Source organism: Pseudooceanicola aquaeponti (genome assembly GCF_050897975.1).
GTDB lineage: Bacteria > Pseudomonadota > Alphaproteobacteria > Rhodobacterales > Rhodobacteraceae > Pseudooceanicola.
Map to the genome: position 1 here is coordinate 163,639 of NZ_JBPAXY010000006.1, position 23,105 is coordinate 186,743.

22 protein-coding genes are annotated in these 23,105 nt (G+C 67.7%); 9 read left to right on the top strand and 13 right to left on the bottom strand.

Going from position 1 to position 23,105, the window contains the following annotated elements; genetic code table 11:
• Positions 1–2 precede the first annotated feature (2 nt).
• From ACRARE_RS15725 to ACRARE_RS15740, 4 genes are all read left to right on the top strand, one after another.
• On the top strand, positions 3–1,121 hold the full coding sequence (locus tag ACRARE_RS15725) for a zinc-binding dehydrogenase (RefSeq protein ID WP_432657406.1): 1,119 nt from the start codon (positions 3–5) through the stop codon (positions 1,119–1,121).
• Positions 1,118–2,305, top strand: a complete 1,188-nt coding sequence (locus tag ACRARE_RS15730; RefSeq protein ID WP_432657407.1) for a CaiB/BaiF CoA transferase family protein — start codon at positions 1,118–1,120, stop codon at positions 2,303–2,305. The genes ACRARE_RS15725 and ACRARE_RS15730 overlap by 4 nt, the downstream gene beginning before the upstream one ends.
• Complete coding sequence (locus tag ACRARE_RS15735) at positions 2,298–3,113, top strand: citryl-CoA lyase (protein ID WP_432657408.1); 816 nt, start codon at positions 2,298–2,300, stop codon at positions 3,111–3,113. The genes ACRARE_RS15730 and ACRARE_RS15735 overlap by 8 nt, the downstream gene beginning before the upstream one ends.
• A gap of 170 nt (positions 3,114–3,283) precedes the next feature.
• Positions 3,284–4,276 carry a Gfo/Idh/MocA family protein gene (locus ACRARE_RS15740; protein ID WP_432657409.1) on the top strand — a complete coding sequence of 331 codons (993 nt, stop codon included), beginning with the start codon at positions 3,284–3,286 and terminating at the stop codon, positions 4,274–4,276.
• A 40-nt stretch (positions 4,277–4,316) separates the two neighbouring features.
• Here ACRARE_RS15740 and ACRARE_RS15745 read toward each other — a convergent pair whose 3' ends face one another.
• The 9 genes from ACRARE_RS15745 to ACRARE_RS15785 form a co-directional block, all read right to left on the bottom strand.
• The gene (locus tag ACRARE_RS15745) at positions 4,317–5,687 is read right to left on the bottom strand and encodes a glutamine synthetase family protein (RefSeq protein ID WP_432657410.1); all 1,371 of its coding nucleotides are present in this window, start codon (positions 5,685–5,687) and stop codon (positions 4,317–4,319) included.
• Positions 5,684–6,364 carry a type 1 glutamine amidotransferase gene (locus ACRARE_RS15750; RefSeq protein ID WP_432657411.1) on the bottom strand — a complete coding sequence of 227 codons (681 nt, stop codon included), beginning with the start codon at positions 6,362–6,364 and terminating at the stop codon, positions 5,684–5,686. The genes ACRARE_RS15745 and ACRARE_RS15750 overlap by 4 nt, the downstream gene beginning before the upstream one ends.
• A gap of 130 nt (positions 6,365–6,494) precedes the next feature.
• The gene (locus tag ACRARE_RS15755) at positions 6,495–7,811 is read right to left on the bottom strand and encodes a glutamine synthetase family protein (protein WP_432657412.1); all 1,317 of its coding nucleotides are present in this window, start codon (positions 7,809–7,811) and stop codon (positions 6,495–6,497) included.
• 203 nt (positions 7,812–8,014) lie between these two features.
• Positions 8,015–8,854 carry an ABC transporter permease gene (locus ACRARE_RS15760; RefSeq protein ID WP_432657684.1) on the bottom strand — a complete coding sequence of 280 codons (840 nt, stop codon included), beginning with the start codon at positions 8,852–8,854 and terminating at the stop codon, positions 8,015–8,017.
• Positions 8,854–9,771 carry an ABC transporter permease gene (locus ACRARE_RS15765; protein ID WP_432657413.1) on the bottom strand — a complete coding sequence of 306 codons (918 nt, stop codon included), beginning with the start codon at positions 9,769–9,771 and terminating at the stop codon, positions 8,854–8,856. The genes ACRARE_RS15760 and ACRARE_RS15765 overlap by 1 nt, the downstream gene beginning before the upstream one ends.
• Before the next feature lie 114 nt (positions 9,772–9,885).
• Complete coding sequence (locus tag ACRARE_RS15770; protein ID WP_432657414.1) at positions 9,886–10,602, bottom strand: transporter substrate-binding domain-containing protein; 717 nt, start codon at positions 10,600–10,602, stop codon at positions 9,886–9,888.
• Positions 10,603–10,678: 76 nt separating this feature from the next.
• The gene (locus tag ACRARE_RS15775; RefSeq protein WP_432657415.1) at positions 10,679–11,455 is read right to left on the bottom strand and encodes an ABC transporter ATP-binding protein; all 777 of its coding nucleotides are present in this window, start codon (positions 11,453–11,455) and stop codon (positions 10,679–10,681) included.
• Positions 11,456–11,539: 84 nt separating this feature from the next.
• Positions 11,540–12,364, bottom strand: a complete 825-nt coding sequence (locus ACRARE_RS15780) for a phosphate/phosphite/phosphonate ABC transporter substrate-binding protein (RefSeq protein ID WP_432657416.1) — start codon at positions 12,362–12,364, stop codon at positions 11,540–11,542.
• 6 nt (positions 12,365–12,370) lie between these two features.
• The gene (locus ACRARE_RS15785) at positions 12,371–12,862 is read right to left on the bottom strand and encodes a tellurite resistance TerB family protein (protein WP_432657417.1); all 492 of its coding nucleotides are present in this window, start codon (positions 12,860–12,862) and stop codon (positions 12,371–12,373) included.
• A 198-nt stretch (positions 12,863–13,060) separates the two neighbouring features.
• Here ACRARE_RS15785 and ACRARE_RS15790 point away from each other — a divergent pair, with 198 nt between their 5' ends.
• A complete protein-coding gene (locus ACRARE_RS15790) occupies positions 13,061–13,594 on the top strand; it encodes a hypothetical protein (protein ID WP_432657418.1) in 534 nt (177 codons plus the stop codon).
• A gap of 43 nt (positions 13,595–13,637) precedes the next feature.
• Here the strand turns inward: ACRARE_RS15790 and ppk2 are convergent, their stop codons facing one another.
• Positions 13,638–14,576, bottom strand: coding sequence for a polyphosphate kinase 2 (gene ppk2 / locus ACRARE_RS15795; RefSeq protein WP_432657419.1), 939 nt, complete (start codon positions 14,574–14,576; stop codon positions 13,638–13,640).
• A 381-nt stretch (positions 14,577–14,957) separates the two neighbouring features.
• Between ppk2 and ACRARE_RS15800 the strand changes: the two genes are divergently transcribed.
• Entirely contained in the window at positions 14,958–16,256 is a 1,299-nt protein-coding gene (locus ACRARE_RS15800) for an MFS transporter (protein ID WP_432657420.1), read from the top strand.
• Between the two features lie 346 nt (positions 16,257–16,602).
• Here ACRARE_RS15800 and pyrG read toward each other — a convergent pair whose 3' ends face one another.
• The 3 genes from pyrG to ACRARE_RS15815 all read right to left on the bottom strand — a co-directional run bounded on the left by pyrG (position 16,603) and on the right by ACRARE_RS15815 (position 19,710).
• Positions 16,603–18,246, bottom strand: a complete 1,644-nt coding sequence (gene pyrG, locus ACRARE_RS15805; protein WP_432657421.1) for a CTP synthase — start codon at positions 18,244–18,246, stop codon at positions 16,603–16,605.
• A gap of 245 nt (positions 18,247–18,491) precedes the next feature.
• Complete coding sequence (gene secG / locus ACRARE_RS15810) at positions 18,492–18,860, bottom strand: preprotein translocase subunit SecG (RefSeq protein ID WP_432657422.1); 369 nt, start codon at positions 18,858–18,860, stop codon at positions 18,492–18,494.
• 448 nt (positions 18,861–19,308) lie between these two features.
• Positions 19,309–19,710: a DUF6524 family protein gene (locus ACRARE_RS15815; RefSeq protein WP_432657423.1), complete on the bottom strand. Its 402-nt coding sequence runs from the start codon at positions 19,708–19,710 to the stop codon at positions 19,309–19,311.
• A gap of 283 nt (positions 19,711–19,993) precedes the next feature.
• Between ACRARE_RS15815 and ACRARE_RS15820 the strand changes: the two genes are divergently transcribed.
• From ACRARE_RS15820 to ACRARE_RS15830, 3 genes are all read left to right on the top strand, one after another.
• Positions 19,994–21,289: an adenylosuccinate synthase gene (locus ACRARE_RS15820; protein ID WP_432657424.1), complete on the top strand. Its 1,296-nt coding sequence runs from the start codon at positions 19,994–19,996 to the stop codon at positions 21,287–21,289.
• Positions 21,290–21,473: 184 nt separating this feature from the next.
• Positions 21,474–21,746: a DUF2842 domain-containing protein gene (locus tag ACRARE_RS15825; protein WP_432657425.1), complete on the top strand. Its 273-nt coding sequence runs from the start codon at positions 21,474–21,476 to the stop codon at positions 21,744–21,746.
• A 44-nt stretch (positions 21,747–21,790) separates the two neighbouring features.
• Entirely contained in the window at positions 21,791–23,023 is a 1,233-nt protein-coding gene (locus ACRARE_RS15830; protein ID WP_432657426.1) for a multidrug effflux MFS transporter, read from the top strand.
• Positions 23,024–23,105: the final 82 nt, after the last annotated feature.

Here is a 23,105-nt window from a genome sequence, read left to right on the forward strand (position 1 = left end):
TCATGAAACTTCCCGACCATTCCCGCGCCGCAGTCCTGCGCCAGTACGGCACGCCGCTGCAAATCGAGGACGTGCCGATCCCGCAGGAGATCGAGCCCGGCGCGATCCTGGTGAAGACCGATTGCTGCACCATCTGCGGCACCGATGTGCATCTGGCGAATGACGCCCTGGCGCGCCCCGTCGAACTGCCGGTGATCGTCGGTCACGAGATGACCGGGACCGTCGCCGCCCTTGGCCCCGGGTCCGAGCGCGACAGCGTCGGCCAGGACCTGCGCGTCGGCGACCGCATCACCTGGACCCGCACCAACTGCGGCCATTGCTATATGTGCACCGTCGCGGCCAAGCCGACCCTGTGCCAGAACGCCCGCGCCTACATGTACGAAACGATGGAGCGCTCGCCCTACCTGCTGGGTGGCTTCTCGGAATACGTCTACGTCCTGCCCGAATCCGGGCGGGTGAAGGTGCCCGACAGCGTCTCCAGCCCGCTGGCCAGCATGGCCAGCTGCGCCTTCCGCTCTGTCATCCACGCGGTGGAAGAGCTGGGCGAGATCCGGCACACCGACACGGTGGTGGTGCAGGGCACCGGGCCCCTGGGCCTGCTGGCCACCGGCGTGGCCCGCATGTCCGGCGCGCGCCGGGTGATCGCCATCGGCGCCCCCGAGGCGCGGCTTGACCTGGCCCGGGCCTTTGGCGCCGATGATGTCCTTTCGGTCGAGACCCTGTCGGCGGAAGAGCGTCAGGCCTTCGTCCTGGACGCCACCGAGGGGCGCGGTGCCGATGTAGTGATGGAATTCGCGGGCATCCCCCAGGCCTTCACCGAGGGCCTGCACCTGGCACGGCGCGGCGGCAGTTACCTGCTGGTCGGCCAGCTGGGGCAGGGCGAGGTGACGATCAAGCCCTCGACCTTCGTCAACCGCAACCTGCGGGTGCTGGGCTCGCTGGCGGGCGGGGCCAAGGATTACTGGGCGGCGATGGAATTCATCCGCCGCCACGGCGCCGACCTGCCGTTCGAGCGGCTGATCTCGAACCATTACCGGCTGGATCAGGTGAACGACGCGCTGGCGGCGATGAAACAGCAGACCGAGGTCAAGCCGGTCGTCACCTTCGCGGAGGGCGCATGACCCAGGACAGCAAAGCCACCTCTCCGCTTGCCGGTGTCCGGGTGCTGGACATGACCAATGTGCTGGCGGGCCCCTTCGCCTGCCAGCAACTGGCCCATCTGGGCGCCGAGGTGATCAAGATCGAGATCCCGGGCCGGGGCGACCTGGCGCGCCAGCTGGGCGCCTCGCGCGCCCTGTCGGCGGATCTGATGGGCGTGTCCTTCCTGGCGCAGAACGCCGGCAAGGGCTCGGTCGAGTTGGATCTGAAAAGCGCCGAGGGCAAGGCGGAGTTCCTGGCCCTGGTCGAAACCGCCGATGTGGTGGTCGAGAACTTCCGCCCCGGGGTGATGGACCGGCTGGGCCTGGGCTGGGAGGTGCTGCGCGCCCGCAAGGCCGACCTGATCTATTGCGCCATTTCCGGCTTTGGCCAGACCGGCCCCTGGGCCAAGCGCCCGGCCTATGACCAGATCATCCAGGGCGCGGCGGGGGTCATGGCCGTCACCGGTACGCCCGAGGTCAACCCGCTGCGCGTGGGTTTCCCGGTGGCCGATACCATCGGCGGGCTGACCGCCGCCATGTCGATCTGTGCCGCCCTGGCGGACCGCAGCGAGGCGCGGTTTATCGACGTGTCGATGCTGGAGGCGACTGTGGCGACCATGGGCTGGGCCGTGTCCAACTGGCTGGTGGCCGGTGTGCCGCCCGCGGTGATCGGCAACGAGAACATGACGGCGGCCCCCTCGGGCGCCTTCCAGACCGGCGACGGCCTGCTGAACATCGCCGCCAACGAAAGCCGCCAATGGGAGGCGCTGTGCCGCCACATCGGGCGCGAGGATCTGCTGAGCCATCCCGACTACAGCCAGCGCGATGACCGCAAGGCCAATCGCGAGGCCCTGCGCGCCGAGATCGAGGCGGCGCTGGCCGCCAAGCCCGCCCGCCAGTGGGAGGCCGAGCTGAACCCGCTTGGGGTGCCGGCGGGCGCGGTGCTGAAGGTCGAGGAGGTCCTGGCCTCTGATCACCTGTCCGAACGTGGGTTGGTGCGCGATTTCGGTGCCTTCGAGGGCGCGCGCGGCGGGCGGCTATCGCTGGTCGCCTCGCCAGTGACAATCAACGGAGAGCGGCCCTGCGTCGCGGCCCCGCCGCCCCGGTTGGGCCAGGACGGCGACCGCTACCTGGGACGGCAGCGAAAGGTGGTGGGCGATGACTGAGGCAACGGCAGGCCCGGCGGGAGGCCCCGCGACGGACAAGGCGGTGTCCGACTGGTGGACCACCTCGATCATCCGGATGGAACCGGGCGTGATCGAGTTTCGCGGCCATCCCATCCAGGACCTGATCGGCAACGTCAGCTTTCCGCAGATGATCTGGCTGATGCTGCGCGGCGAGCTGCCCAGCGAGGGTCAGGCCAGGCTGCTGGAAGCGGCGCTGGTGGCTTCGGTCGATCACGGGCCGCAGGCGCCCTCGATTGCCACGGCGCGCATGGCGATCACCTGCGGCGTGGGTCTGAACAACGCCATGGGGTCGGCTGTCAACGTTCTGGGCGATGTCCACGGCGGCGCTGGCGAACAACTGGTCGAGCTGTTCGAGCGGATCGACGCGGCGGGCGGCGTGCCTGCGGTGCCCGAGATGCTGGCGGCCTTCCGCGCCGAGAAGGGCAAGTTCGTGCCCGGCTACGGCCACCGCTTCCACAAGGACGGCGACCCGCGCGCGCCGCGCCTGCTGGGGCTGGTCGACGATCTGGCGGCGAGGGGCGAGATCTCGGGCCGTTTCGCCGCCATCGCCCGCGCCATCGAGGCCGAACTGGCCCGGGGCCGGACGCGCGGCGTGCCGATGAACATCGACGGCGCCACGGCGGTGATCTTTGCCGAGCTGGGTTTCGCCGCGCCCCTGGCGCGCGGCATCTTCTGCCTGTCGCGCTCGGTCGGCATCCTGGCCCATGCCTGGGAACAAAAACAGCAGGGCGGGCGCAACAAGGGGCCGATGCCGCCCAACTACCTGTGGACCTATTCCGACAGCTAGGCCCCTCTGGCCTGCGCGGGGCGCGGGGCGCGGGGCGCGCCATCGCCCCGCGCCGGGTGTCCTGGCCGCCCGTGACTGGCCCGCCTCGCGCGGCCCGAGCGGCGGGCCCCGGCAATTGATCCCGCGCCCCGCCCGCGCTATCGCGGACGGGCAAGCGTGAGGAGATCCGCATGACCCAGCCCTTAAGATGGGGGATCACGGCCACCGGCCTGATCGCCGAAACCTTCGTCAAGGATCTGCATGTGGCGGGCCTGTCGGTCGTGGCCGCAGGCTCGCGCGATCTGGCCAGGGCGCAGGTCTTCGCTGACCGCCTGGGGCTGGCCCGGGCCCATGGCAGCTATGAGGCGCTGGTCTCCGACCCCGAGGTCGACGTGATCTACGTGGCCACCCCGCATCCCTTCCACCTGGACGGGGCGCGGCTGGCGCTGGAGGCGGGCAAGCATGTGCTGGTCGAGAAACCCTTCGCCATGAACGCCGCCGAGGCGCGCCAGATTGCCGCCCTGGCCGAGGCGCGGCAGCTCTTCGTCATGGAAGCCATGTGGACGCGGTTCCTGCCGCATATGTGTCGGCTGCGCGAGATCCTGGCCTCGGGGCGCCTGGGCCGGCTTCTGTCGTTGCGGGCCGATCACGGCCAGGCCCTGCCCAGTGATCCGGGCCACCGGCTGAACGATCTGTCGCTGGGCGGTGGCGCCCTGCTGGATCTGGGGATCTACCCGGTGTCCTTCGCCTGCGAGGTGCTGGGCCTGCCGAAGGCGCTTCACGCGGTGGCCCGGTTCAAGGAGACCGGCGCGGATGCCGCCGTCGAGGTGGTGATGCGGCACGCAGGCGATGCCCTGTCGCAGCTGTCCTGCGCCAGTGACATCCGTGGGCCCAATACCGCCAGTGTGGTGGGAGAGGCGGGCTCGGTCGAGATCGACGCCACCTGGTATGCGCCCGCTCGGCTGCGCCTGCGCGCGCCCGACGGTGCGGTGCTGGAAGAGTTCGAGGCGCCGATGCAGGGGCGCGGGATGCAGTATCAGGCCCTGGCCCTGCAAGAGGCCGTTCAGGCCGGGCAGCGCAGCCATCCGCTGATGTCGATCGACGAGACGATCCGCATCCTCGAGGTGATGGACGAGATCCGGGCGCAGATCGGCCTGACCTATCCCGAGCGCGCCACCGGCTAAGGCGCCGTGGTCCGCCCCGCCCGGTCGGGCGGGGCCGGGATCAGACGTTCAGCAGCAGGTGTTCGCGTTCCCAGGGCGAGATGACCGAGAGGAATTCCTCGTATTCGGTGCGTTTCACGATGGAATAGACGCGCAGGAATTCCGGGCCCAGCACCTCTTTCAGCGCGGTCGCCTCATCCATCAGGTCCAGGGCCTCGCCCAGGGTGCGGGGGAAGTCGCCCTCGCCTTCGTAGGCGTCCCCGCGGAACTGCTTCTCGGCGCGTTCCTCGTTCATCAGCCCCAGATAGCCGGCCGCCAGAGAGGCAGCGATGCCGAGGTAGGGGTTGCAATCCATGCCCGCCACGCGATTTTCCACCCGCCGCGCATCGGGCGAGCTGATCGGCACGCGGATGCCCGTGGTGCGGTTGTCGCGGCCCCATTCCAGGTTGATCGGCGCGGCGTGGTCCTTCACGTAGCGGCGATAGCTGTTCACATAGGGGGCCATCAGCGGGATACATTCCGGCAGGTGCTTTTGCAGGCCGCCGATGAAGTAATAGAAGGCGTCGGTTTCGCCGCCCTGGGGGCCGGTGAAGATGTTCTTGCCGGTCTCGATATCCAGCACCGAGTGGTGGATATGCATGGCCGAGCCGGGCTCGTCCATGATCGGCTTGGCCATGAAGGTGGCAAAGCAATCGTGGCGCAGGGCCGCTTCGCGGATCAGCCGCTTGAAGTAGAAGACCTCGTCGGCCAGTTTCACCGGATTGCCGTGGCGCAGGTTAATCTCCAGCTGGCCTGCGCCGCCTTCCTGGGTGATGCCGTCGATTTCGAACCCCTGGGCCTCGGCGAAATCGTAGATGTCGTCGATCACCGGGCCGAATTCATCGACGGCGGTCATGGAATAGGCCTGGCGCGCGGCCGCCGGGCGGCCCGAACGGCCCATCATCGGCTCGATCGGCTTGGCCGGATCCAGGTTGCGGGCGACGATGTAGAATTCCATCTCGGGCGCGACCACGGGTTTCCAGCCCTGCTCTTCATAAAGCTTCACGACCCGTTTCAGCACGTTGCGGGGGCTGTAGGGGATCGGGTTGCCCTTGCGGTCGAAGGCGTCGTGGATCACCTGCAAGGTCCAGTCGCCGGTCCAGGGGGCGGCGGTGGTGGTGGACAGGTCCGGTTCCAGGATCATGTCGGGCTCGATGAAGCCCTCGTCGCCCGCCGCATCCGACCAGTCGCCGGTGATGGTCTGGAAGAAGATAGAATTGGGCAGGTGGAAATTCTTCTGCCGGGCGAATTTCGATGCGGGCACCGCCTTGCCGCGGGCAATGCCGGGCACGTCGGCGATGATGCATTCCACCTCGTCCAGGCGCCGCCCTTCCAGGTAGTCGCGTGCGGCCTCGGGGATGTCCTGGATCCAGTCCTTGGTGTCGGGGCTCACAGCGGGGTTCCTTTCAGCACGGCGGCGATGCGTTCGGCCTCGTCCGAGGCGGTGGTGGGCGTGTCCAGCGCCTGGGTCGCCTGGGCGATCAGCGGGGCGGGCACCACGCCGGGGGCGCGTTCGGCCAGCAACATCCCGATGGCCTCGGCGCCATATTCGGGATGGGGCTGGATGGTGTAGACATGGCTGCCATAGGCTAGGGCGGCATATTGGCAGAAGGGCGAGGCGGCCAGGACGCGGGCGCCGTTGGGCAGCACCGTCACCTGGTCCTGGTGCCAGGCGTTCAGCACCTTCTCGCCCTCGGGGCCGGTATAGCGGGTGGCGCCCACGGACCAGCCGCCGGGGAATTTCTCGACCCGGCCACCCAGGGCCTGGGCGATGATCTGGTGGCCGAAACAGACCCCGACCAGCGGCACGCCCGCCGCATAGATGCGCCGGATCAGGTCTTCCAGCGGCGGGATCCAGTCGTGATCCTCGTAGGCGCCGAATTTCGAGCCGGTGATCAGCCAGCCGTCGCAATCGTCCGGGCCCTCGGGAAAGAGGCCGTCACAGACGGCGTAGGTCTGGTAGGTAAAGTCGTGGCCCGCGAGGAGCCGCTCGAAGAAGGCGGGCGTATCGCCCATCGTCTCAAGCATGTTGTCCGGTGCGTGGCCGGTCTGCAGAATGCCGATTTTCATGAAACACCGTTGGGTTGCATCGCGAAGGTAGTAGAGCGCGCGCGGGGCGGCAAGGGCTGAGGGGGCGCCGCGCCACAGGATGGGGCGCGGGCAGACCCCCTTTGGCCGCCCGTCGCCCGGGCGCGCGGCCTCAGACGGTTTCGAGATAAACCAGCCAGTGTTCCTCGGGCGGGATCTCGGCCAGGCGGCGGATCTCCTGACGCTTGGTCATGGCGAAGTTGCGGATCAGCTCGGGGGTGAAGATCCGCGCCATCAGCGGATCGGTCTCAAAACGGTCCAGCGCGGTTTCCCAGTCGGGCATCAGCCCCGGCAGCTTCTGGTCATAGGCGTTGCCGGTGATCGGCGCGGGCGGCTCCATCTCGTCCTCGATCCCCACCAGGGCCGAGCCCAGGATGGCGGCCAGCACCAGATAGGGGTTGATGTCGCCACAGGCCACGCGGTGCTCGATCCGCCGCGCCCGCGACGGCCCCGAGGGGATGCGGATGGCCGCCGTGCGGTTCTCATAGGCCCAGCAGCCGCCGGTGGGGGCGTGCGAACCGGGGGTGAACCGGTCGTAGGAATTGCCATGGGGCGCCCAGATCAGGGTGCCCGGCGCCAGCCCTGCCAGACAGCCCGCCACCGCATTGCGCAGCAGCGGCGTGCCCTCGGGGCCGCGGTTGTCGAAGATGTTGTTGCCGTCGCGGTCCAGCACCGAGAAATGCACATGCATCCCGTTGCCCGCGTCATTGGCAAAGGGTTTCGCCATGAAGGTGGCGGCCATGTCGTGGCGCCGCGCCATGCCGCGCACCATGGCCTTGAAGAGCCAGGCATCATCGGCCGCCGCCATGGCGTCGCGGTGGTCGAGGTTGATCTCGAACTGGCCAAGCCCGGCCTCGGAACTGGCGCTGTCGGCGGGGATCTCCATCGCGTCGCAGGCGTCGTAGAGGTCGGTCAGGAAGTTGTCGAAGGCGTCCAGCTGGCGGATCGACAGGATGGCATTGCCGAAGACCGGCCGACCAGAGATCGGGTTCTGCGGCGCCGCCAGCTGGTGGCCGGTGTCGTCGACCAGGTAGAATTCCATCTCGACGGCGGCCTGCACGGTCCAGCCACGTTCGGCGTAGCGGTCCAGCACCCGGCGCAGGGCATGGCGCGGATCGCCCGCAAAGGGGGTGCCGTCGTCGTGGAACATCCACATCGGCACCAGGGCCGAGGGGCTGTCGAGCCAGGGCATGGGGACGGGCCCGTGTTCGGTGGGTTTCAGAACCCCGTCCTCGTCGCCACTGGCGAAGACCAGCGGGCTGTCTTCGATATCCGCCCCCCAGACATCGACGTTCAGGACCGACAGCGGCATCCGCGTGCCCTCCGTGCCCAGCTTGTCGAAGGTGGCCAGGGGCACGCGCTTGCCACGCATCTGGCCATTGAGGTCTGCGGCCGCCACCCGGAAGGTGCGGTACTGATCGAAGTGCATTGGGTCCTCTCGGGCCGGGATCCGGCCACTCGTTAATATGATCAAATCACGCCCATCATGCCGCATGGCGCCGCATCGGTGAAGCGAAAAGGGGATCAAATCGCGCTGCGTCCCCCCGGGACGCCCGGCCCCTGTCAACCTAAAGCCGAAAATACTCCCGCCGGAGGCCTCCGCCGGTGGCCCCGGGGGGCGGCGCCCGGGACTTAGCGCACCAGCTGCGGGCGGATCTTCATCCGGGGCTTGCGGTTCGACGGCAGGTGGCGGTTCAGGCGGCGATAGATCGCCCCGTAGACCAGCACCACGGTCAGGGTTAGCAGGATGAAATACATCGCCAGGATCGGGTAGGGGATGAAGGGGTTGAAGGTCTTCGAGGCGAAGTAATCGGCGTAGTACAGGGCATCGCCCTTCTGCTGCCGCGCCGGGAAAGAGCTGAAGTAGACCAGCGTCGTGGCGTGGAACAGAAAGATCGCCTCGTTGGTGTAGGCGGGCCAGCCCAGGCGCAGCATGGTGGGGAAGGTGATGCGGCGGAACTTCTTCCAGCCAGAGAAGCCATAGGCATCCGCCGCCTCAAGATCGCCCTTGGGGATGGCGCGCAGGGCGCCCAGGAAGATCTCGCCAGTATAGGCGGTGGTGTTCAGGAACAGCGTGATCAGCGCGCCACCCCAGGCCCGGGTCAGCCAGGAGGTCTCGGCGGTGAACTGCACGAAGCCAAGGTTGATCGGCACCCCGTCGCGCGGCAGCTGGGTGAAAAGGGCGTAGAACAGGAAGAACTGGATGAACAGCGGCGAGCCCCGGAAGACGAAGACGAACCAGTCGGCGGGCTTGCGGATCAGCCGGTTCTCGGAATGGCGCATCAGGGCCACGCCGATAGACGCCCAAAAGCCCAGCAAAAGGGCGCCGAGGCCGAAGTAGAGGTTCCAGATCATGCCCGAGCCGATCAGCACGAACTGATCGCAAAGGGTGAAATCGCTGCGCGGCAACAGCCGTTCGCCAAGGCCGATAGAGCGCAGGCCATAGGCCTGGATCGTGTCGAGACAGGACATCATGCCGGGGCCCCCTTGCCGCTATCGCCGCCCGGGCCCGCATCGCCGCGCCCCTGACGCATCCCCGAGGCTGTGGCCTGGCCGCGCGCGAAGCGGCGTTCAAGCCGGGCAAAGGCCATCTCGGACAGCTTGGTCATCGCCAGGTAGAACAGCAGCAGGGCGGTGAAATACCACAGCCGCCAGTCGGGATGCGGATAGGCATAGGCCGAGGTCTTGGACCCGCCCAGTTCCCGCGCCCAATAGACGATGTCCTCGACCCCCAGCAGGAACAGCAGCGGCGTGGCCTTGATCAGGATCATCCACAGGTTCGACAGGCCGGGCAGGGCATAGGCCCACATCTGCGGCACCAGGATCCGGCGGGTCACCTGGGCCCGGGTCATGCCATAGGCCTCTGCGGTCTCCAGCTGGGCGCGCGGCACGGCGGTCATGGCGCCCGACAGGACATGCGAGGCGAAGGCGCCGAAGACGAAGGCGAAGGCCAGGATCGCCAGGGCAACACCGTAGAGCTCGTGCCAGATTTGCGGTGCGGAGCTGAGGGGGAGCTTGGCGGCGGCGCAGACGACGAAATCATTGCCCTGGCGGATCGGTTCCTGCCAGTCGGGGCATTTCACCTCGTGTCGGATCCATTCCAGCAGCTGATCCAGTGCCAGCGGCACGAACAGGAAGAAGGCGATGTCGGGCACGCCGCGCACGATCGAGGAATAGCCCAGACCCAGCCAGCGCAGCGGCGCGATATGCGACCGTGTCGCCAGCGCCCCCAGAAAGCCGCCGAACAGCGCCACCGGCGCGGTGATCAGCAGCAGCGCGATGACCACCCCGAAGGACTGGTAGAACATCATGTGCTTGGGCGTGGTCAGATAGCAGGCCAGCCAGCGGCTGCCCTCCAAGAGGTCCGGATCTGTGCAGAAGTCGAACACGGGGCGCAGGTATCCCTTGCGTCAGGGGTGAAGCGGGGGGAAGAGGCGGCACCCCTTCCCCCAGAGGCAACGGCCAGGACGCGAGGCGCGCCCCGGCAGCCGCCCGGGACCGGATCAGTAGGTGCCGGTGCCTTCGCCGAAGTACTTGTCGAGAAGGGCGTTCAGCGAGCCATCGGCCTTCATCGCGTCGATGGCGGCGTTGAACTTGTCCTTCAGCTCGGTGTCGCTTTCGCGCAGGCCCAGGCCGATGCCCTTGCCCAGGGGCACTTCCTCGCCCACCATCATCAGCTCGCCTTCATCGGCATAGGGCAGCAGGAAGTCCTTGTCGGCGAAGACCGCGTCGGCCTCGCCGTTCATCACCGCGGCGATGGTCTCGTCGGGGGTGGCGAATTCCAGCAGGGTGGCGCCGGTCTCGGCCACGTAACCCGCCTGGATCGTGGCGGTCTGGGCGGCGACGACGCCGCCTTGCAGGTCCACGCCCTCATCCAGCGCCAGGTAGATCGAGCCGGTCGGCGGGTAGTAATCCTGGGTGAAGTCGATCACCTCTTCGCGTTCGTCGGTGATCGACATGCCCGCGATGATGGTATCGTAGTTGCCGGCCACCAGGTTGGGGATGATCGAATCCCATTCGTTGGTGACCCATTCGCAGTCCAGCTCGGCCAGCTCGCACATCTTGTCGCCCAGCTCGCGCTCGAACCCGGCCACTTCGCCGTTGTCGTCGATGAAGTTGTACGGAGGGTAGGCGCCCTCGGTGCCCATGCGCACGGTATCGGCCAGCGCGGCGCCTGCGGTCAGGGCCAGGACGGCGGTGCTGAGGATGAGTTTCTGCATCTTTCTCTCCCGGTTTGGGTGGCGGCGGCGCCGCCGGTTGTCCGGCCCGGTTTGTCCGGGCTCGGGGTGTCGGTTCTCAGGCGCTGATCGTGGCGCTGAGGAATTGTTTCAGGCGCTCGGTCTTGGGCGCGCCGAACAGCTCGGCGGGCGGGCCCTGTTCGATCAGGTTCCCCTGGTGCAGGAAGACCACCTGATCCGAGACATCGGCGGCCAGGCGCATGTCGTGGGTGACCAGCAGCATGGTCCGCCCCTCGGCGGCCAGATCCTTGATCACCTTGACCACTTCCTGTTCCAGCTCGGGATCCAGCGCCGAGGTCGGCTCGTCGAAGAGCAGGGCCTCGGGCTCCATCGCCAGGGCCCGGGCGATCGCTGCGCGCTGTTGCTGGCCGCCCGACAGCTGGGCGGGCCAGGCATCGGCCTTGTCGGCGATGCCCACCTTGGCCAGGTAATCGCGCGCCTTCGGCTCGACCTCTTTCGGGTCGCGGCCCAGTACGGTGACCGGCGCCTCCATCACGTTTTGCAGGATGGTCATGTGGGACCACAGGTTGAACTGCTGAAAGACCATCGACAGGTTGGTGCGGATCCGCAGCACCTGCTTGGCGTCGCCGGGGCGCCGGTGATGCCCCTCGCCGCGCCAGCGCACGGCCTCGCCCTTGAACAGGATCTCGCCCTGCTGGCTGTCTTCCAGCAGGTTGGCACAGCGCAGCATGGTGGATTTGCCCGACCCCGAAGAGCCGATGAGCGAGATCACGTCGCCCCGATGCGCGGTAAGAGAGACGCCCTTGAGCACCTCCAGCGCGCCATAGGCCTTATGCAGGTCGCGCAATTCGATGACGGGCGGGTTCTGGCTCACGTGTCCCCCTGAAAGCCGGTGCCTTTGGTGTTCGGCGATTTGGACCGAATTTGACCGTGAAATCAATATTTGTGAGAGGTGACTTCACGACAATAGGTCGCAGGCCGGGGCAGGCGGCAGGGGGATGGCGAAATATTGGGCCGGGTCGGGGGGCAGAAGCCGGGTAAAGCCGATGGCCTGGCGCGCGCTTGCGGGCAGCTGGGCCAGGGCGCGGGACAGGGCGGCGGCCAGGGGCGCGGGGTCGCGGCCCGGGGCGGTGATGATCGGATGGGCCGGGGTGGGGCGGGTGATCTCGATCACTTTCAGCGCCCGGGCGGCGGGCAGGCCCTCGGACAGCAGCAGGTTCCAGGTGATCAGGTCGATTGAGGCCAGATCGGCGCGCCCCTCGGCCACCGCCTCGACCGCGTGGACATGGGCGCCGGTGAAGGTGACCGGGCCAAGGCGGATGCCCGCGGCCTGGGCATGGTCGCACAGGGCGGCCCAGCCCGACTGGCTGACCGCCTCGTTCGCCGCCGCCGGGCGCCCGTCCAGATCGGCCATGGCGCGCGCCGGATCCTCGGCCCGGGTCACGATGACCGAGCGGTAATGCCCGGGCGGCGTGTCGGGCAGGGCCGGATCCGTGGTGCCCACCAGGGTCACCTTGCCCTTCAGCGGCCCGCGAAACGGCAGGCCGCAGGTCTGCGCCAGCAGCAGGTCGGGCGCCTGCCACAGATCGAATAGATCGACCTGGCCCCGCCACAGCGCCTGCGGCAGATCCGCCGCCAGATCCGGCAGGGCCGCAGCCAGTTCCGGGCGCAGATGCTGCCACAGCTGATCGTAGATCGGCGCGGTGGCGGCGCGCTCATACATGGGAAAGGCCACCGCCAGGGGCGGGATCCGGGATTGCGGGACGGCGGCGGGGGCTGACATCGGCGCCTAGGACCAGGGGCCGGGGCGGGCGCTGGTGTCGTCGGGATCGCCGACCGCAGGGGCCGTGGCCCCGGCGCGCTGGCGGGCGCGGGCGCTGTCCTGGTCGGTGATCCCCAGAAGCGAGGTGACAAGGCGCAACAGCGCATCCTCTTCCGGGTCGCGGCTGCCATCGGCCAGCACCACCTGCCACAGGGCCTCGACCACCGCCAGGCGGTTGTCATAGGGCACGGCATCCTTGATCGCCCGGGTGAAGCGCACGGTGTCGGGGGCTTGCCCCTCCAGGGTTTCGGCGTCGCGCAGCAGGGCTTCGGCCCCCGCGGCATCCAGGCTATAGCGGGTCGCCAAGATGCGCCCGATGGTGCGCCGTTCGCCGCTGTCGAAGGTGCCATCGGCACGGGCCACGCGCACCAGCAGGGCAGACAGCGCCAGCCGCGCATCGCCATCGGAGAGCGGTTGCGGGCGCGGCGCGGTGAGGCGGGAGAGGAAATCACCAAACATGAGCGGAATATAGGCCAGCGCCCCGCCGCCGCCAATGCGCTTCACGGCTTCGAGAAGGGGGTTTGGAAATCGTGCAACCTGAGGCATCATCACCAGGCCCCAGGGTTGAATGTCCCGGCTTGGCCACAATTGTGACCAACTTATTACTAAAACGGCAGTCACCTTTGTTACTGTGTCAGATTTTTTCAGGAGCGCGAGATGCCAACCCTCGCTCGCATTGATTGGGCTGCGTCCACCGCGGAAGAGCGGTTGGAGGCGCTGCGCCGCGCGACGGACCGCCAGGTCTGCGCCATGGCGCGGGCGGTCGAATGGGAGCGTGACACCTACGAGGTGATCGGCTGGATCTCGGCGCAGATCTGCGTCGACCTGGGCTCTGCCCTGACCCTGTTCCTGAACGCCGAACCCGAGCGGTTCAACACCACCCCGCGCGAGGCGGTGCCACCGGCGTTCCAACCCATGTGCGCCCAGCTGGATGCCCTCAGCCAGCGGATCAACGCCGGGTTCTACCTGCCTGATCCGGCGCGCAAGATGATCGGCCCAGAGCGGCTTTCGGCCTGGCTGGACCGCCAGGCGGAAGAGGGCGCGCCCGGCGTGGCCGAAGGGCGCTGGAAGCTGAACCCGTCCATCGTCGCCCCCATGGCCAGCGCGCTGCACTACAAGGGCGGTCGCCGCAAGGGCGCGGGGCGCGAGAAGAGCCTCTTGGGCCGCATCATCTCGCCCCTGCTGGCCTGAGGGCAGGCGGGCGGCAGGCCGCGCTGGGCCCGGGGCCGCAGCGTCAGTATTTCGACGGCACGTAAAGCTCGGGCGGCAGGACGGCGCGTTCGTAGTCGGAATTGTAGACCCGTTCCGGCAGCTGCACCTCTTCCGAGGGCACATCCTCGTAGGGGAACAGCGTCAGCAGGTGGTCGATACAGTTCAGCCGGGCGCGTTTCTTGTCGTTGCCGGGCACGATGTACCAGGGCGCCTCGGGGATGTTGGTGCGGGCGAACATCTCTTCCTTGGCCTTGGTGTACTGTTCCCAGCGGACCCGGCTTTGCAGGTCCATCGGCGACAGCTTCCATTGTTTCAGCGGATCATGGATCCGCATCAGGAAGCGCAGCTGCTGCTCCTCGTCGGTGATCGAGAACCAGTATTTCACCACCCGAATCCCAGAGCGCACCAGCATCCGTTCGAATTCCGGCACATCGTCGAAGAACTGTTGCACCTGCTCGTCGGTGGAAAAGCCCATGACGCGCTCGACGCCCGCGCGGTTGTACCAGCTGCGGTCGAACAGCACGATCTCGCCCCCGGCGGGCAGATGCGGCACGTAGCGCTGGAAATACCACTGGGTCTTTTCGCGCTCGGTGGGGGCGGGCAGGGCCACGGTGCGCACCACCCGCGGGTTCAGGCGCTGCTGGATGCGCTTGATCACCCCGCCCTTGCCGGCGCTGTCGCGGCCCTCGAAGATCACCACGACCTTTTCCTTGTTGTGGATCACCCAGTCCTGCAACTTGATCAGCTCGGCCTGAAGGTGCAGCAGGTCGCGGAAGTACTGCGGGCGCGGGATCGAGGGGCCATGGGCCTTGCGGTAGATCTCGCGGATCTTCATCGACAGGACGGCATCTTCCAGCTCGATCTCGTAGTCCTCGTCCAGCTCGTCGCGCAACTCGGCTTCAAGCCAGTCTTCGGCACCGGAGAAGTCCTCGGGGAGGGAAGGGGAAGGGTCCTTGGGCATGGTCAGTCTCGTTTCGTTCGGATGGGACGCAGCAGGGGTATAGCAGGGCCCGGGCGCTGGTCAGAAGCGGATGCAGGCAGGGGCGGGGCGCGCGCGCCGGGCCCCGCTCTGCCTCATGCGCAGATCGCCTGCCTTAGATCACCGAAATGTAACGGTTTCTTGGCAGCCGCGCCGCGACGGCACGCAGGGCCACGCAGGGCCGCTCCGGGGGCCTTCTGACCGGCGGGACAGTCATGCGCATTGCTCAACCCCGCCATGTTTGCGCTAAAAATTACTTCAGATGCCTTTCCGCCGCATCTTTGTTGCGCTACGGGCCAGGCTCCGCTGGGGGAGCGGGGAGGAGGCGCCCCCATGCGGTCCGCAACGAACCGGATGATTGACATGACAGATACGACCTCCCCGCCGCCCGAGCTGGCAACCGGCGCCGCGCCGCTGAACAAGCCCTCGCGGGTTCTGCTGGCCAGCCTGATCGGGACCACGATCGAGTTTTTCGACTTCTACATCTATGCCACCGCCGCCGTGCTGGTCTTCCCGCATCTGTTCTTCCCCGGCGAGGATGCGACGACCGCGCTGCTGGCCTCTTTCGCTACCTTCTCGATCGCCTTCTTTGCCCGTCCCCTGGGCGCGGTGGTCTTCGGCCATTTCGGTGACCGGGTGGGGCGCAAGGCCACGCTGGTGGCGGCGCTGCTGACCATGGGCGTGTCGACCGTCATCATCGGCCTGCTGCCCACCCACGCCCAGATCGGCGTGGCGGCCCCGGCGCTGCTGGCGCTGTGCCGCTTCGGCCAGGGCTTCGGCCTGGGCGGCGAATGGGGCGGGGCGGTGCTGATCGCCACGGAAAACGCCCCCGAAGGCAAGAAATCCTGGTACGGCATGTTCCCGCAACTGGGCGCGCCGGTGGGTCTGTTCCTGTCCTCGGGCCTCTTCTCTCTCCTCCTGGCCTTCATGAGCCGCGAGGATCTGCTGGCCTGGGGCTGGCGGATTCCCTTCCTCTTCTCGATGCTGCTGATCGCCATCGGCCTTTGGGTGCGCCTGTCGCTGGCCGAAACCCCGGCCTTCCAGAAGGCCATCGACGAGGAAGAGCGCGTCGCCGTGCCCTTCGTCGAGATCTTCCGCACGCACAAGATGGAGCTGTTCCTGGGCACCTTCGTGGCCCTGGCCACCTTCGTGCTGTTCTACATCGGTTCGGCCTACCTGCTGAGCTATAACGTCAAGGTGCTGGAAATGACCCTGCCCGAGGCGCTGCGGGTGCAGCTGTGGGGCGCGGTGATCTTCGGCATTTTCATCCCTGTGGCGGGCAAGCTGGCCGACCGGATCAGCCGGTTCCGGCTGCTCCTGTGGGTGACCGTGGCCATCGGCGCCTTCTCGTTCCTGCTGGATCCGCTGCTGTCGGGGTCGCTGGCGGGGGTCTATGGCTTCGTCACCCTGGCGATGGCGCTGATGGGCTTTTCCTACGGCATCATCGGCGCCGTGCTGGCCGCGCCCTTCCCGACCCGGGTGCGCTACACCGGCTCGTCCCTGGCCTTCAACTTCGCGGGCATCGTCGGCGCCTCGCTGGCGCCCTATATCGCCACCTGGCTACAAGCCAGCTATGGCATGGCCTATGTGGGCTACTACGTGCTGACCGCGGCGGTGATCACGCTGCTGTGCGTGCTGGCCATGGGCCGCGACAAGATCTGAGTCCGGCGCGGGGCCCTCGTGGTCCCGGACCCGTACATGCGAAGGGCCGCGCCATCCTGGCGCGGCCCTTTCGTCTTTCGGGGTCTGTGGCAGGCCCCCGGGGGATCAGGTCTGGGGGATCAGGTCAGGCGACGAATTGCACGATCGCCATCACGATGACGACAAGCCCGACCATGTAGATGATCGCATTCATGGGGCCTCTCCTTTGGCTGCGGTTGGAAAACCATGTCTGTTGCAAAGACAACGGCGCAGGCGCGGAAATGGTTCCCGCGCGCCCTTCCGGCCAAGGCAAAAGGCGCCTCCTGCAGGGGAGACGCCTTTGCCATTTCACCGATGTCGCGGCGGGTCACACCAGCCGCGAGACCTCTTTCGCGGCGCGCACGAAATCCGCGAACAGCGGGTGCGGGGCGAAGGGTTTGGACTTCAGCTCGGGGTGGAACTGGACGCCGATGAACCAGGGGTGGTCCTTGATCTCGACGATCTCGGGCAGGCGACCGTCGGGGGACATGCCCGAGAAGGACAGGCCGCACTCTTCCAGCTGGTCCTTGTACTTGATGTCCACCTCGTAGCGGTGGCGGTGGCGTTCCTCGATCTCGGTCGCGCCATAGACCTGCGCCACTTTCGACCCCTCTGCCAGGGCGGCGGTATAGGCGCCCAGGCGCATGGTGCCGCCCTTGTCGTCGTCGACCTTGCGCTTGACCGCGTGGTTGCCCTTCACCCATTCCTTCAGGTGATAGACCACCGGTTCGAACCGCTTCTGGCCCGCCTCGTGGTCGAACTCTTCCGAGCCCGCGGCCTCGATATGGGCCAGGTTGCGGGCCGCCTCGATCACCGCCATCTGCATCCCCAGGCAGATCCCCAGGTAGGGGATCTTGCGGGTGCGGGCGAACTCGGCCGCCTTGATCTTGCCCTCGGTGCCGCGCTCGCCGAAGCCGCCGGGGACCAGGATGGCGTGGAAGCCTTCCAGATGGGGCGCCGCATCCTCATGGTCGAAGATCTCGGCGTCGACCCATTCCACGTTGACCTTGATGCGGTTGGCCATGCCGCCATGCACCAGGGCCTCCTTGATCGACTTGTAGGCGTCTTCCAGCTGGGTGTACTTGCCGACGATGGCGATCTTCACCTCGCCGTCGGTGGTGTGGATGCGGTCGTAGACATCCTGCCAGACCGACAGGTCGGGCTTGGGTGCGGGCGAGATCTGGAAGGCGTCCAGAACCGCCTGATCCAACCCCTCGCGGTGATAGGCCAGGGGGGCCTCGTAGATCGAGTTCAGGTCATAGGCCGCGACCACCGAATCCTTGTGGACGTTGCAGAAGAGCGCGATCTTCTCGCGTTCCTTCTCGGGGATCGGCTGTTCGCTGCGGCAGACAAGGATATCGGGGGCAATGCCGATGGATTGCAGCTCCTTGACCGAGTGCTGGGTCGGCTTGGTCTTCAGCTCGCCGCTGGCTGCCAGATAGGGCAGCAGGGTCAGGTGCATGAAGATGCACTGGCCGCGCGGCAGGTCGTGGGAGAACTGACGGATCGCCTCGAAGAAGGGCAGGCCCTCGATGTCGCCCACGGTGCCGCCGATTTCGCAGAGCATGAAATCGACCTCATCCTCGCCGACATGGAGGAAGTCCTTGATCTCGTTGGTGACGTGGGGGACCACCTGGATGGTCTTGCCCAGGTAGTCGCCGCGACGTTCCTTCTCCAGCACGTCGGAGTAGATACGGCCCGAGGACACGCTGTCGGTCATCCGCGCGGCGACGCCGGTGAAGCGTTCGTAGTGGCCCAGGTCCAGGTCGGTCTCGGCGCCGTCATCGGTGACGAAGACCTCGCCATGCTCAAACGGCGACATGGTGCCCGGATCGACGTTCAGATAGGGGTCCAGCTTGCGCAGGCGGACCGAGAAGCCGCGCGCCTGAAGCAGGGCGCCAAGCGCGGCCGAGGCCAGGCCCTTGCCCAGAGACGAAACGACGCCGCCGGTGATGAAGATATATCTCGCCATGTCTGAGGCTCCCGTGAAGTGTCGGCGTGCGGACGCGACTTTGGCTGCGCAAAATAGAAACAGAGCGGTCCGAAGACCGCTGTATCACGGGATTTAAGAGCTACCAGATTCGCATGGCTCTGGCAACAGGATCCCGCAAGATGCTGGGTTTGGCGGGGTTGATCCCGCAAGGTCTAGTGGTCAGGAGGGGGCAGTTTCCCGGCGGGCGCCGAAGCGCCCGTGCCGGGTGGCCGTCCGGGCCGGGATCAGTCGGCCGAGGGCGTCAGCCCGTCGGTGCCCGAGGCGCCCGAGGGCGGCGGCAGCAGGCCACCGGCATCCGGGGTCTCGGAGGTGTCGGCGCCTTGCTCGACGGGGGCAGGGGCGGTGCCCAGCCGGTCGAGGACCGAAGAGCCGGCGGATTTCTCGGCCGCGACGATGGTCAGGGCCAGAGAGGTGATGATGAAGGCCGCAGCCAGGATCCAGGTCACCTTGGCCAGGGCGGTTGCCGCGGCCCGGCCGGTCATCGCCCCGCCGCCGCCCATGCCGAGGCCGCCGCCTTCGGAACGTTGCAGCAGCACCACGCCGATCAGGGCCAGGGCCAGGATCAGGTGGACGATGAGGACGACGTTTTCCATGTACAAAGCCCGTTTCGGTCGCGGGCGCCGGACGCCCCTGGATCAAGTTGCGGCACAGGGGCAGGCGCGCGGAACGCGCAGGCCCGAAGCCGTCATTCGGCGGGTATCTAAGCCAGACAGGGCTGCGCCGCAACCCCGAATGGCGCGGGCGCCGAGCGGGCGGGCAGGCTGTGGCGGGGAGGTTGCGCTGGCCCCGTCGCGGTATCCTCGGGCGAGGGTGGGGGCGCTGTCCCTCGTCGCCGGAGGGCGACAGGTAGAGGGAGGAGGGGGGCGCTGCCCCCCGTCGCCGGAGGGCGACAGGTAGAGGGAGGAGGGGGCTCTGCCCCCCGCCGCGCGTGCCGCGAGACTCCCCCCGGGATATTTCTGGCAAACGAGAAGAGAGGGGCGGGGTGCCCGGAAGGGCGAAGGCGGGCCCTGGGGTGGCGGCCGCGCCGTTGTTAAAGGGGGTTCAGAGGTCGTCGTCGACGTCGTCCATGTCCACCTGGCCCGAGAGGCGGCGGCGGATCAGGCTCCAGGACAGGCCGATGCCCAGCACCAGCGACAGCGACACGATGCCCAGCCAGAGCAGCGAGTTGCGGTTGGTCAGCCCCAGCAGGCCGAAATCCGACAGCACCCAGATCAGCGCCGCGGCGATGGCCAGCACCAGGCCCATGCCGAAGACCCCGATCGAGCGCAGGGTGGCACGCAGGTAGATGACGTAGCCGACGAAAAGCAGAAGCCCCGCCAGCACGGTGACCGACATGAAGTCGGGCCAGTTCTGCATCACCCAGGTGACGTAATTGTAGTCGGTCGGATTATAGGTGGCGGCGATCAGGAAGAAGGCCACGATCCAGCGCAGGAAGAATCCCATCAATGTCCCCTTTGAATCGGATCTTGAGAATAGCCGCCCGGTGGCGGAGCGTCGGTTCGGAAATTGGCGCCGGTTTGCCTGTTTCGCGCCCTTCTGTCCAGCCGCCAGGCCCTGGTTGCGCCCCGTGGTCGCGGCAAAACCCGGCCTGAGGGAACCCCGGCCCGCGCAGAGGCCAGAGATTCGGGTTCCGTTCCCGCCGCCCGGGCGCTATACCGGCGCGGGTTTGGGACGCGCGGCCCGCGTCGTGCGCCCTTTCACATTGCCAAGTCGGAAAGGACCTGAGATGGCCAATGTCGTCGTTGTCGGCGCCCAGTGGGGTGACGAGGGAAAAGGCAAGATCGTGGACTGGCTGAGCGAGCGCGCCGATGTGATCGCCCGCTTCCAGGGCGGCCATAATGCCGGCCATACGCTTGTCATCGACGGCGAGGTCTACAAGCTGAACGCGCTGCCCTCGGGCGTGGTGCGCGGCGGCAAGCTTTCGGTCATCGGCAATGGCGTGGTGCTGGATCCCTGGCACCTGGTGGGCGAGATCGCCAAGATCCGCGAACAGGGCGTCACCATCGACCCCGAAACGCTGATGATCGCGGAAAACACCCCGCTGATCCTGCCCTTCCATGGCGAGTTGGACCGCGCCCGCGAAGAGGCCTCCTCCAAGGGGACCAAGATCGGCACCACCGGTCGCGGCATCGGCCCCTGCTATGAAGACAAGGTGGGCCGTCGCGCCATCCGCGTCGCCGATCTGGCCGACCGCGCCACGCTGGAGGCGCGCGTCGACCGCGCCCTGACCCACCACAACGCCCTGCGCGCCGGCCTGGGGCTGGAGGCGATCGACCGCGATGCGCTGATCGCCAAGCTGGAAGAGATCGCCCCCGAGATCCTGCAATATGCCGCCCCCGTCTGGAAGGTGCTGACCGAGAAGCGCAAGGCGGGCAAGCGCATCCTCTTTGAAGGCGCGCAAGGCTCCCTGCTGGACATCGACTTCGGCACCTATCCCTTCGTGACCTCGTCCAACGTCATCGCGGGCCAGGCGGCCACCGGCGTGGGCATCGGCCCGGGCTCGATCGACTTCGTGCTGGGGATCGTGAAGGCCTATACCACCCGCGTGGGCGAGGGCCCCTTCCCGACCGAGCTGGAAGACGAGACCGGCCAGCGCCTGGGCGAGCGGGGCCATGAGTTCGGCACCGTCACGGGGCGCAAGCGCCGCTGCGGCTGGTTCGACGCGGCCCTGGTGAAACAGACCTGCGCGGTCTCCGGCGTCAACGGCATCGCCCTGACCAAGCTCGACGTGCTGGACGGCTTCGAGACGCTGAAGATCTGTGTGGGTTACGAGCTGGACGGCAAGCGCATGGACTACCTGCCGACCGCCAGCGATCAGCAGGCCCGCTGCACCCCCATCTACGAAGAGATGCCGGGCTGGAGCGAATCGACCGAGGGTGCACGCAGCTGGGCCGATCTGCCCGCCAATGCGATCAAATACGTGCGCCGCGTGGAAGAGCTGATCGAATGCCCGGTGGCCCTGCTGTCCACCAGCCCCGAGCGCGACGACACGATCCTGGTCACCGATCCCTTCGCGGATTGAGGGGGGCAGGGGGCTCTGCCCCCGTCCCGCCCTGCGGGCGCGCCTCCCCCGGAGTATTTAGAGCCGCCGAATGGGAGGGGCGCCGCGCCTTTATATTCGACGGCTGGAAATACTCCGGGGGGAGGCTCCGGCACGGAGACGGGGGGCAGCGCCCCCCTGCCACGCAAGACGAGGGAGGTGCGCCATGGCACTGAGTTACAAGGCCCGGCGGCGCTGGACGCTGGTCATTCTGGTGATCGGCCTGCCGCTTTACATCGTGGCCTGCGTCACGGTGATGAACCTGCTCGACCGGCCGCCGCTGCTGGTCGAACTGGCGATCTACATCGGGCTGGGGGTCCTTTGGGCCTTTCCGCTGAAGATGGTCTTCATGGGGGTGGGCCAGGCCGATCCCGACGCTGCGGCGCCGCAACCCGAGACGGACGGCGACGATAGCAACACCGGCGCGCCGCGCGGCTAAGCCCGGCGGCGCCACATGGATCAGGGGGGAGCAAGGAGCACGACGTGACAGCACGCACCCCGCCGCATCTGGCAACCCTGATCATCGTCACCGGCGGCGCCGTTCTGACCATCAACATGTTCGTCCCCTCGCTGCCCGGCATGGCGCGGGAATTCGGTGTCGACTATGGCGCCATGAGCCTGGTGATCGGCGCCTACCTGCTGATGACCTCGGCGATGCAGCTGATCTTCGGCCCGCTGAGCGATGTCTACGGTCGCCGCCCGCTGATCCTGGGCGGGCTGGCCGTCTTCACCCTGGGCTCGCTGATCTGCACCCTGACCAGCGACGTGACCCTGTTCTGGGTCGGGCGTCTGTTGCAGGCCGCCTCGGCCGTGGGCGTGGCGCTGAGCCGGGCGGTGCTGCGCGACCAATATGCCTCGCGCGAGCTGGCGCAGAAGATGGCGACCGTTTCCATGGTCATGGGGCTGGGCCCGCTTCTGGGGCCCGCGCTTGGCGGGCTGATCGACGAGGCCTTCGGCTGGCGCGGCAACTTCGCCGCCTACACCCTCTTGGGGGCGGGGATGCTGGCCCTGTGCTGGCGCGATCTGGGCGAGACCAACAGCAACCGCGGCGGCGGTTTCGCGGCGCAGTTCCAGGCCTGGCCCGAGCTGCTGCGCTCGCCGCGCTTCTGGGGCTATGCGATCTGCTGGAGCTTCTCTGTCGCCGCCTTCCATGTCTTCGTCGCCGCAGCGCCCCTCGCCATGTCGACGGCCTTCGGCATGGGGGCGGGTCAGCTGGGGATCTACATGGGACTGATGACTGCGGGCTATATCGTCGGGTCCTGGATCTCGGGGCAGGTGGCACGGCGGATCGACTGGCCGTTGACCCGGTTGATGATCCTGGGCCGGGCGCTGGCGGCGGCGGGGCTGGGCGGTGCGCTGCTGGCCTGGGGGACGGGCGACCTTGGCCTGCCGGTGCTGATGGCGGGGGTAATCGCCAACGGCCTGGGCAACGGGCTGACCTCGCCCAATGCCGCCAGCGGGGTGATGGCGGTGCGCCCGCATCTGGCGGGGGCGGCCTCGGGGCTCAGCTCGGCGGTGATCCAGTTCGCGGGGGCGCTGATGACCGGGCTGGTCGGGTTGATCCTGACGCCCGAGGATGCCCTGCCGGTGCTGCTGTCGGCGATGCTGGCGGTGGCCCTGGTAGGCCTTGCCGCCGCCCTCTGGCTGACCCGGGTCGAGCAGCGGCGCGGCGCCATCCGCAGCGATGTGCCCAAGGCCGGGGCGGGGCTGGAGTAGCCCCGCAAGGGATTCCCCAGAATGCAAAAGGTCCGCCCCGAGGGGCGGACCTTTGTCGTTTCAGCCGGGCGGCGCGCCGCGA

What these genes read in the sequence shown, in the direction of transcription:
- ACRARE_RS15725 (WP_432657406.1), top strand. Translation starts at nt 3, where the DNA reads ATGAAACTTCCCGACCATTCCCGCGCCGCAGTCCTGCGCCAGTACGGC.
- ACRARE_RS15730 (WP_432657407.1), top strand. Translation starts at nt 1,118, where the DNA reads ATGACCCAGGACAGCAAAGCCACCTCTCCGCTTGCCGGTGTCCGGGTG.
- ACRARE_RS15735 (WP_432657408.1), top strand. Translation starts at nt 2,298, where the DNA reads ATGACTGAGGCAACGGCAGGCCCGGCGGGAGGCCCCGCGACGGACAAG.
- ACRARE_RS15740 (WP_432657409.1), top strand. Translation starts at nt 3,284, where the DNA reads ATGACCCAGCCCTTAAGATGGGGGATCACGGCCACCGGCCTGATCGCC.
- ACRARE_RS15750 (WP_432657411.1), bottom strand. Translation starts at nt 6,364, where the DNA reads ATGAAAATCGGCATTCTGCAGACCGGCCACGCACCGGACAACATGCTT.
- ACRARE_RS15755 (WP_432657412.1), bottom strand. Translation starts at nt 7,811, where the DNA reads ATGCACTTCGATCAGTACCGCACCTTCCGGGTGGCGGCCGCAGACCTC.
- ACRARE_RS15760 (WP_432657684.1), bottom strand. Translation starts at nt 8,854, where the DNA reads ATGTCCTGTCTCGACACGATCCAGGCCTATGGCCTGCGCTCTATCGGC.
- ACRARE_RS15770 (WP_432657414.1), bottom strand. Translation starts at nt 10,602, where the DNA reads ATGCAGAAACTCATCCTCAGCACCGCCGTCCTGGCCCTGACCGCAGGC.
- ACRARE_RS15780 (WP_432657416.1), bottom strand. Translation starts at nt 12,364, where the DNA reads ATGTCAGCCCCCGCCGCCGTCCCGCAATCCCGGATCCCGCCCCTGGCG.
- ACRARE_RS15785 (WP_432657417.1), bottom strand. Translation starts at nt 12,862, where the DNA reads ATGTTTGGTGATTTCCTCTCCCGCCTCACCGCGCCGCGCCCGCAACCG.
- ACRARE_RS15790 (WP_432657418.1), top strand. Translation starts at nt 13,061, where the DNA reads ATGCCAACCCTCGCTCGCATTGATTGGGCTGCGTCCACCGCGGAAGAG.
- ppk2 (WP_432657419.1), bottom strand. Translation starts at nt 14,576, where the DNA reads ATGCCCAAGGACCCTTCCCCTTCCCTCCCCGAGGACTTCTCCGGTGCC.
- ACRARE_RS15800 (WP_432657420.1), top strand. Translation starts at nt 14,958, where the DNA reads ATGACAGATACGACCTCCCCGCCGCCCGAGCTGGCAACCGGCGCCGCG.
- pyrG (WP_432657421.1), bottom strand. Translation starts at nt 18,246, where the DNA reads ATGGCGAGATATATCTTCATCACCGGCGGCGTCGTTTCGTCTCTGGGC.
- secG (WP_432657422.1), bottom strand. Translation starts at nt 18,860, where the DNA reads ATGGAAAACGTCGTCCTCATCGTCCACCTGATCCTGGCCCTGGCCCTG.
- ACRARE_RS15815 (WP_432657423.1), bottom strand. Translation starts at nt 19,710, where the DNA reads ATGGGATTCTTCCTGCGCTGGATCGTGGCCTTCTTCCTGATCGCCGCC.
- ACRARE_RS15820 (WP_432657424.1), top strand. Translation starts at nt 19,994, where the DNA reads ATGGCCAATGTCGTCGTTGTCGGCGCCCAGTGGGGTGACGAGGGAAAA.
- ACRARE_RS15825 (WP_432657425.1), top strand. Translation starts at nt 21,474, where the DNA reads ATGGCACTGAGTTACAAGGCCCGGCGGCGCTGGACGCTGGTCATTCTG.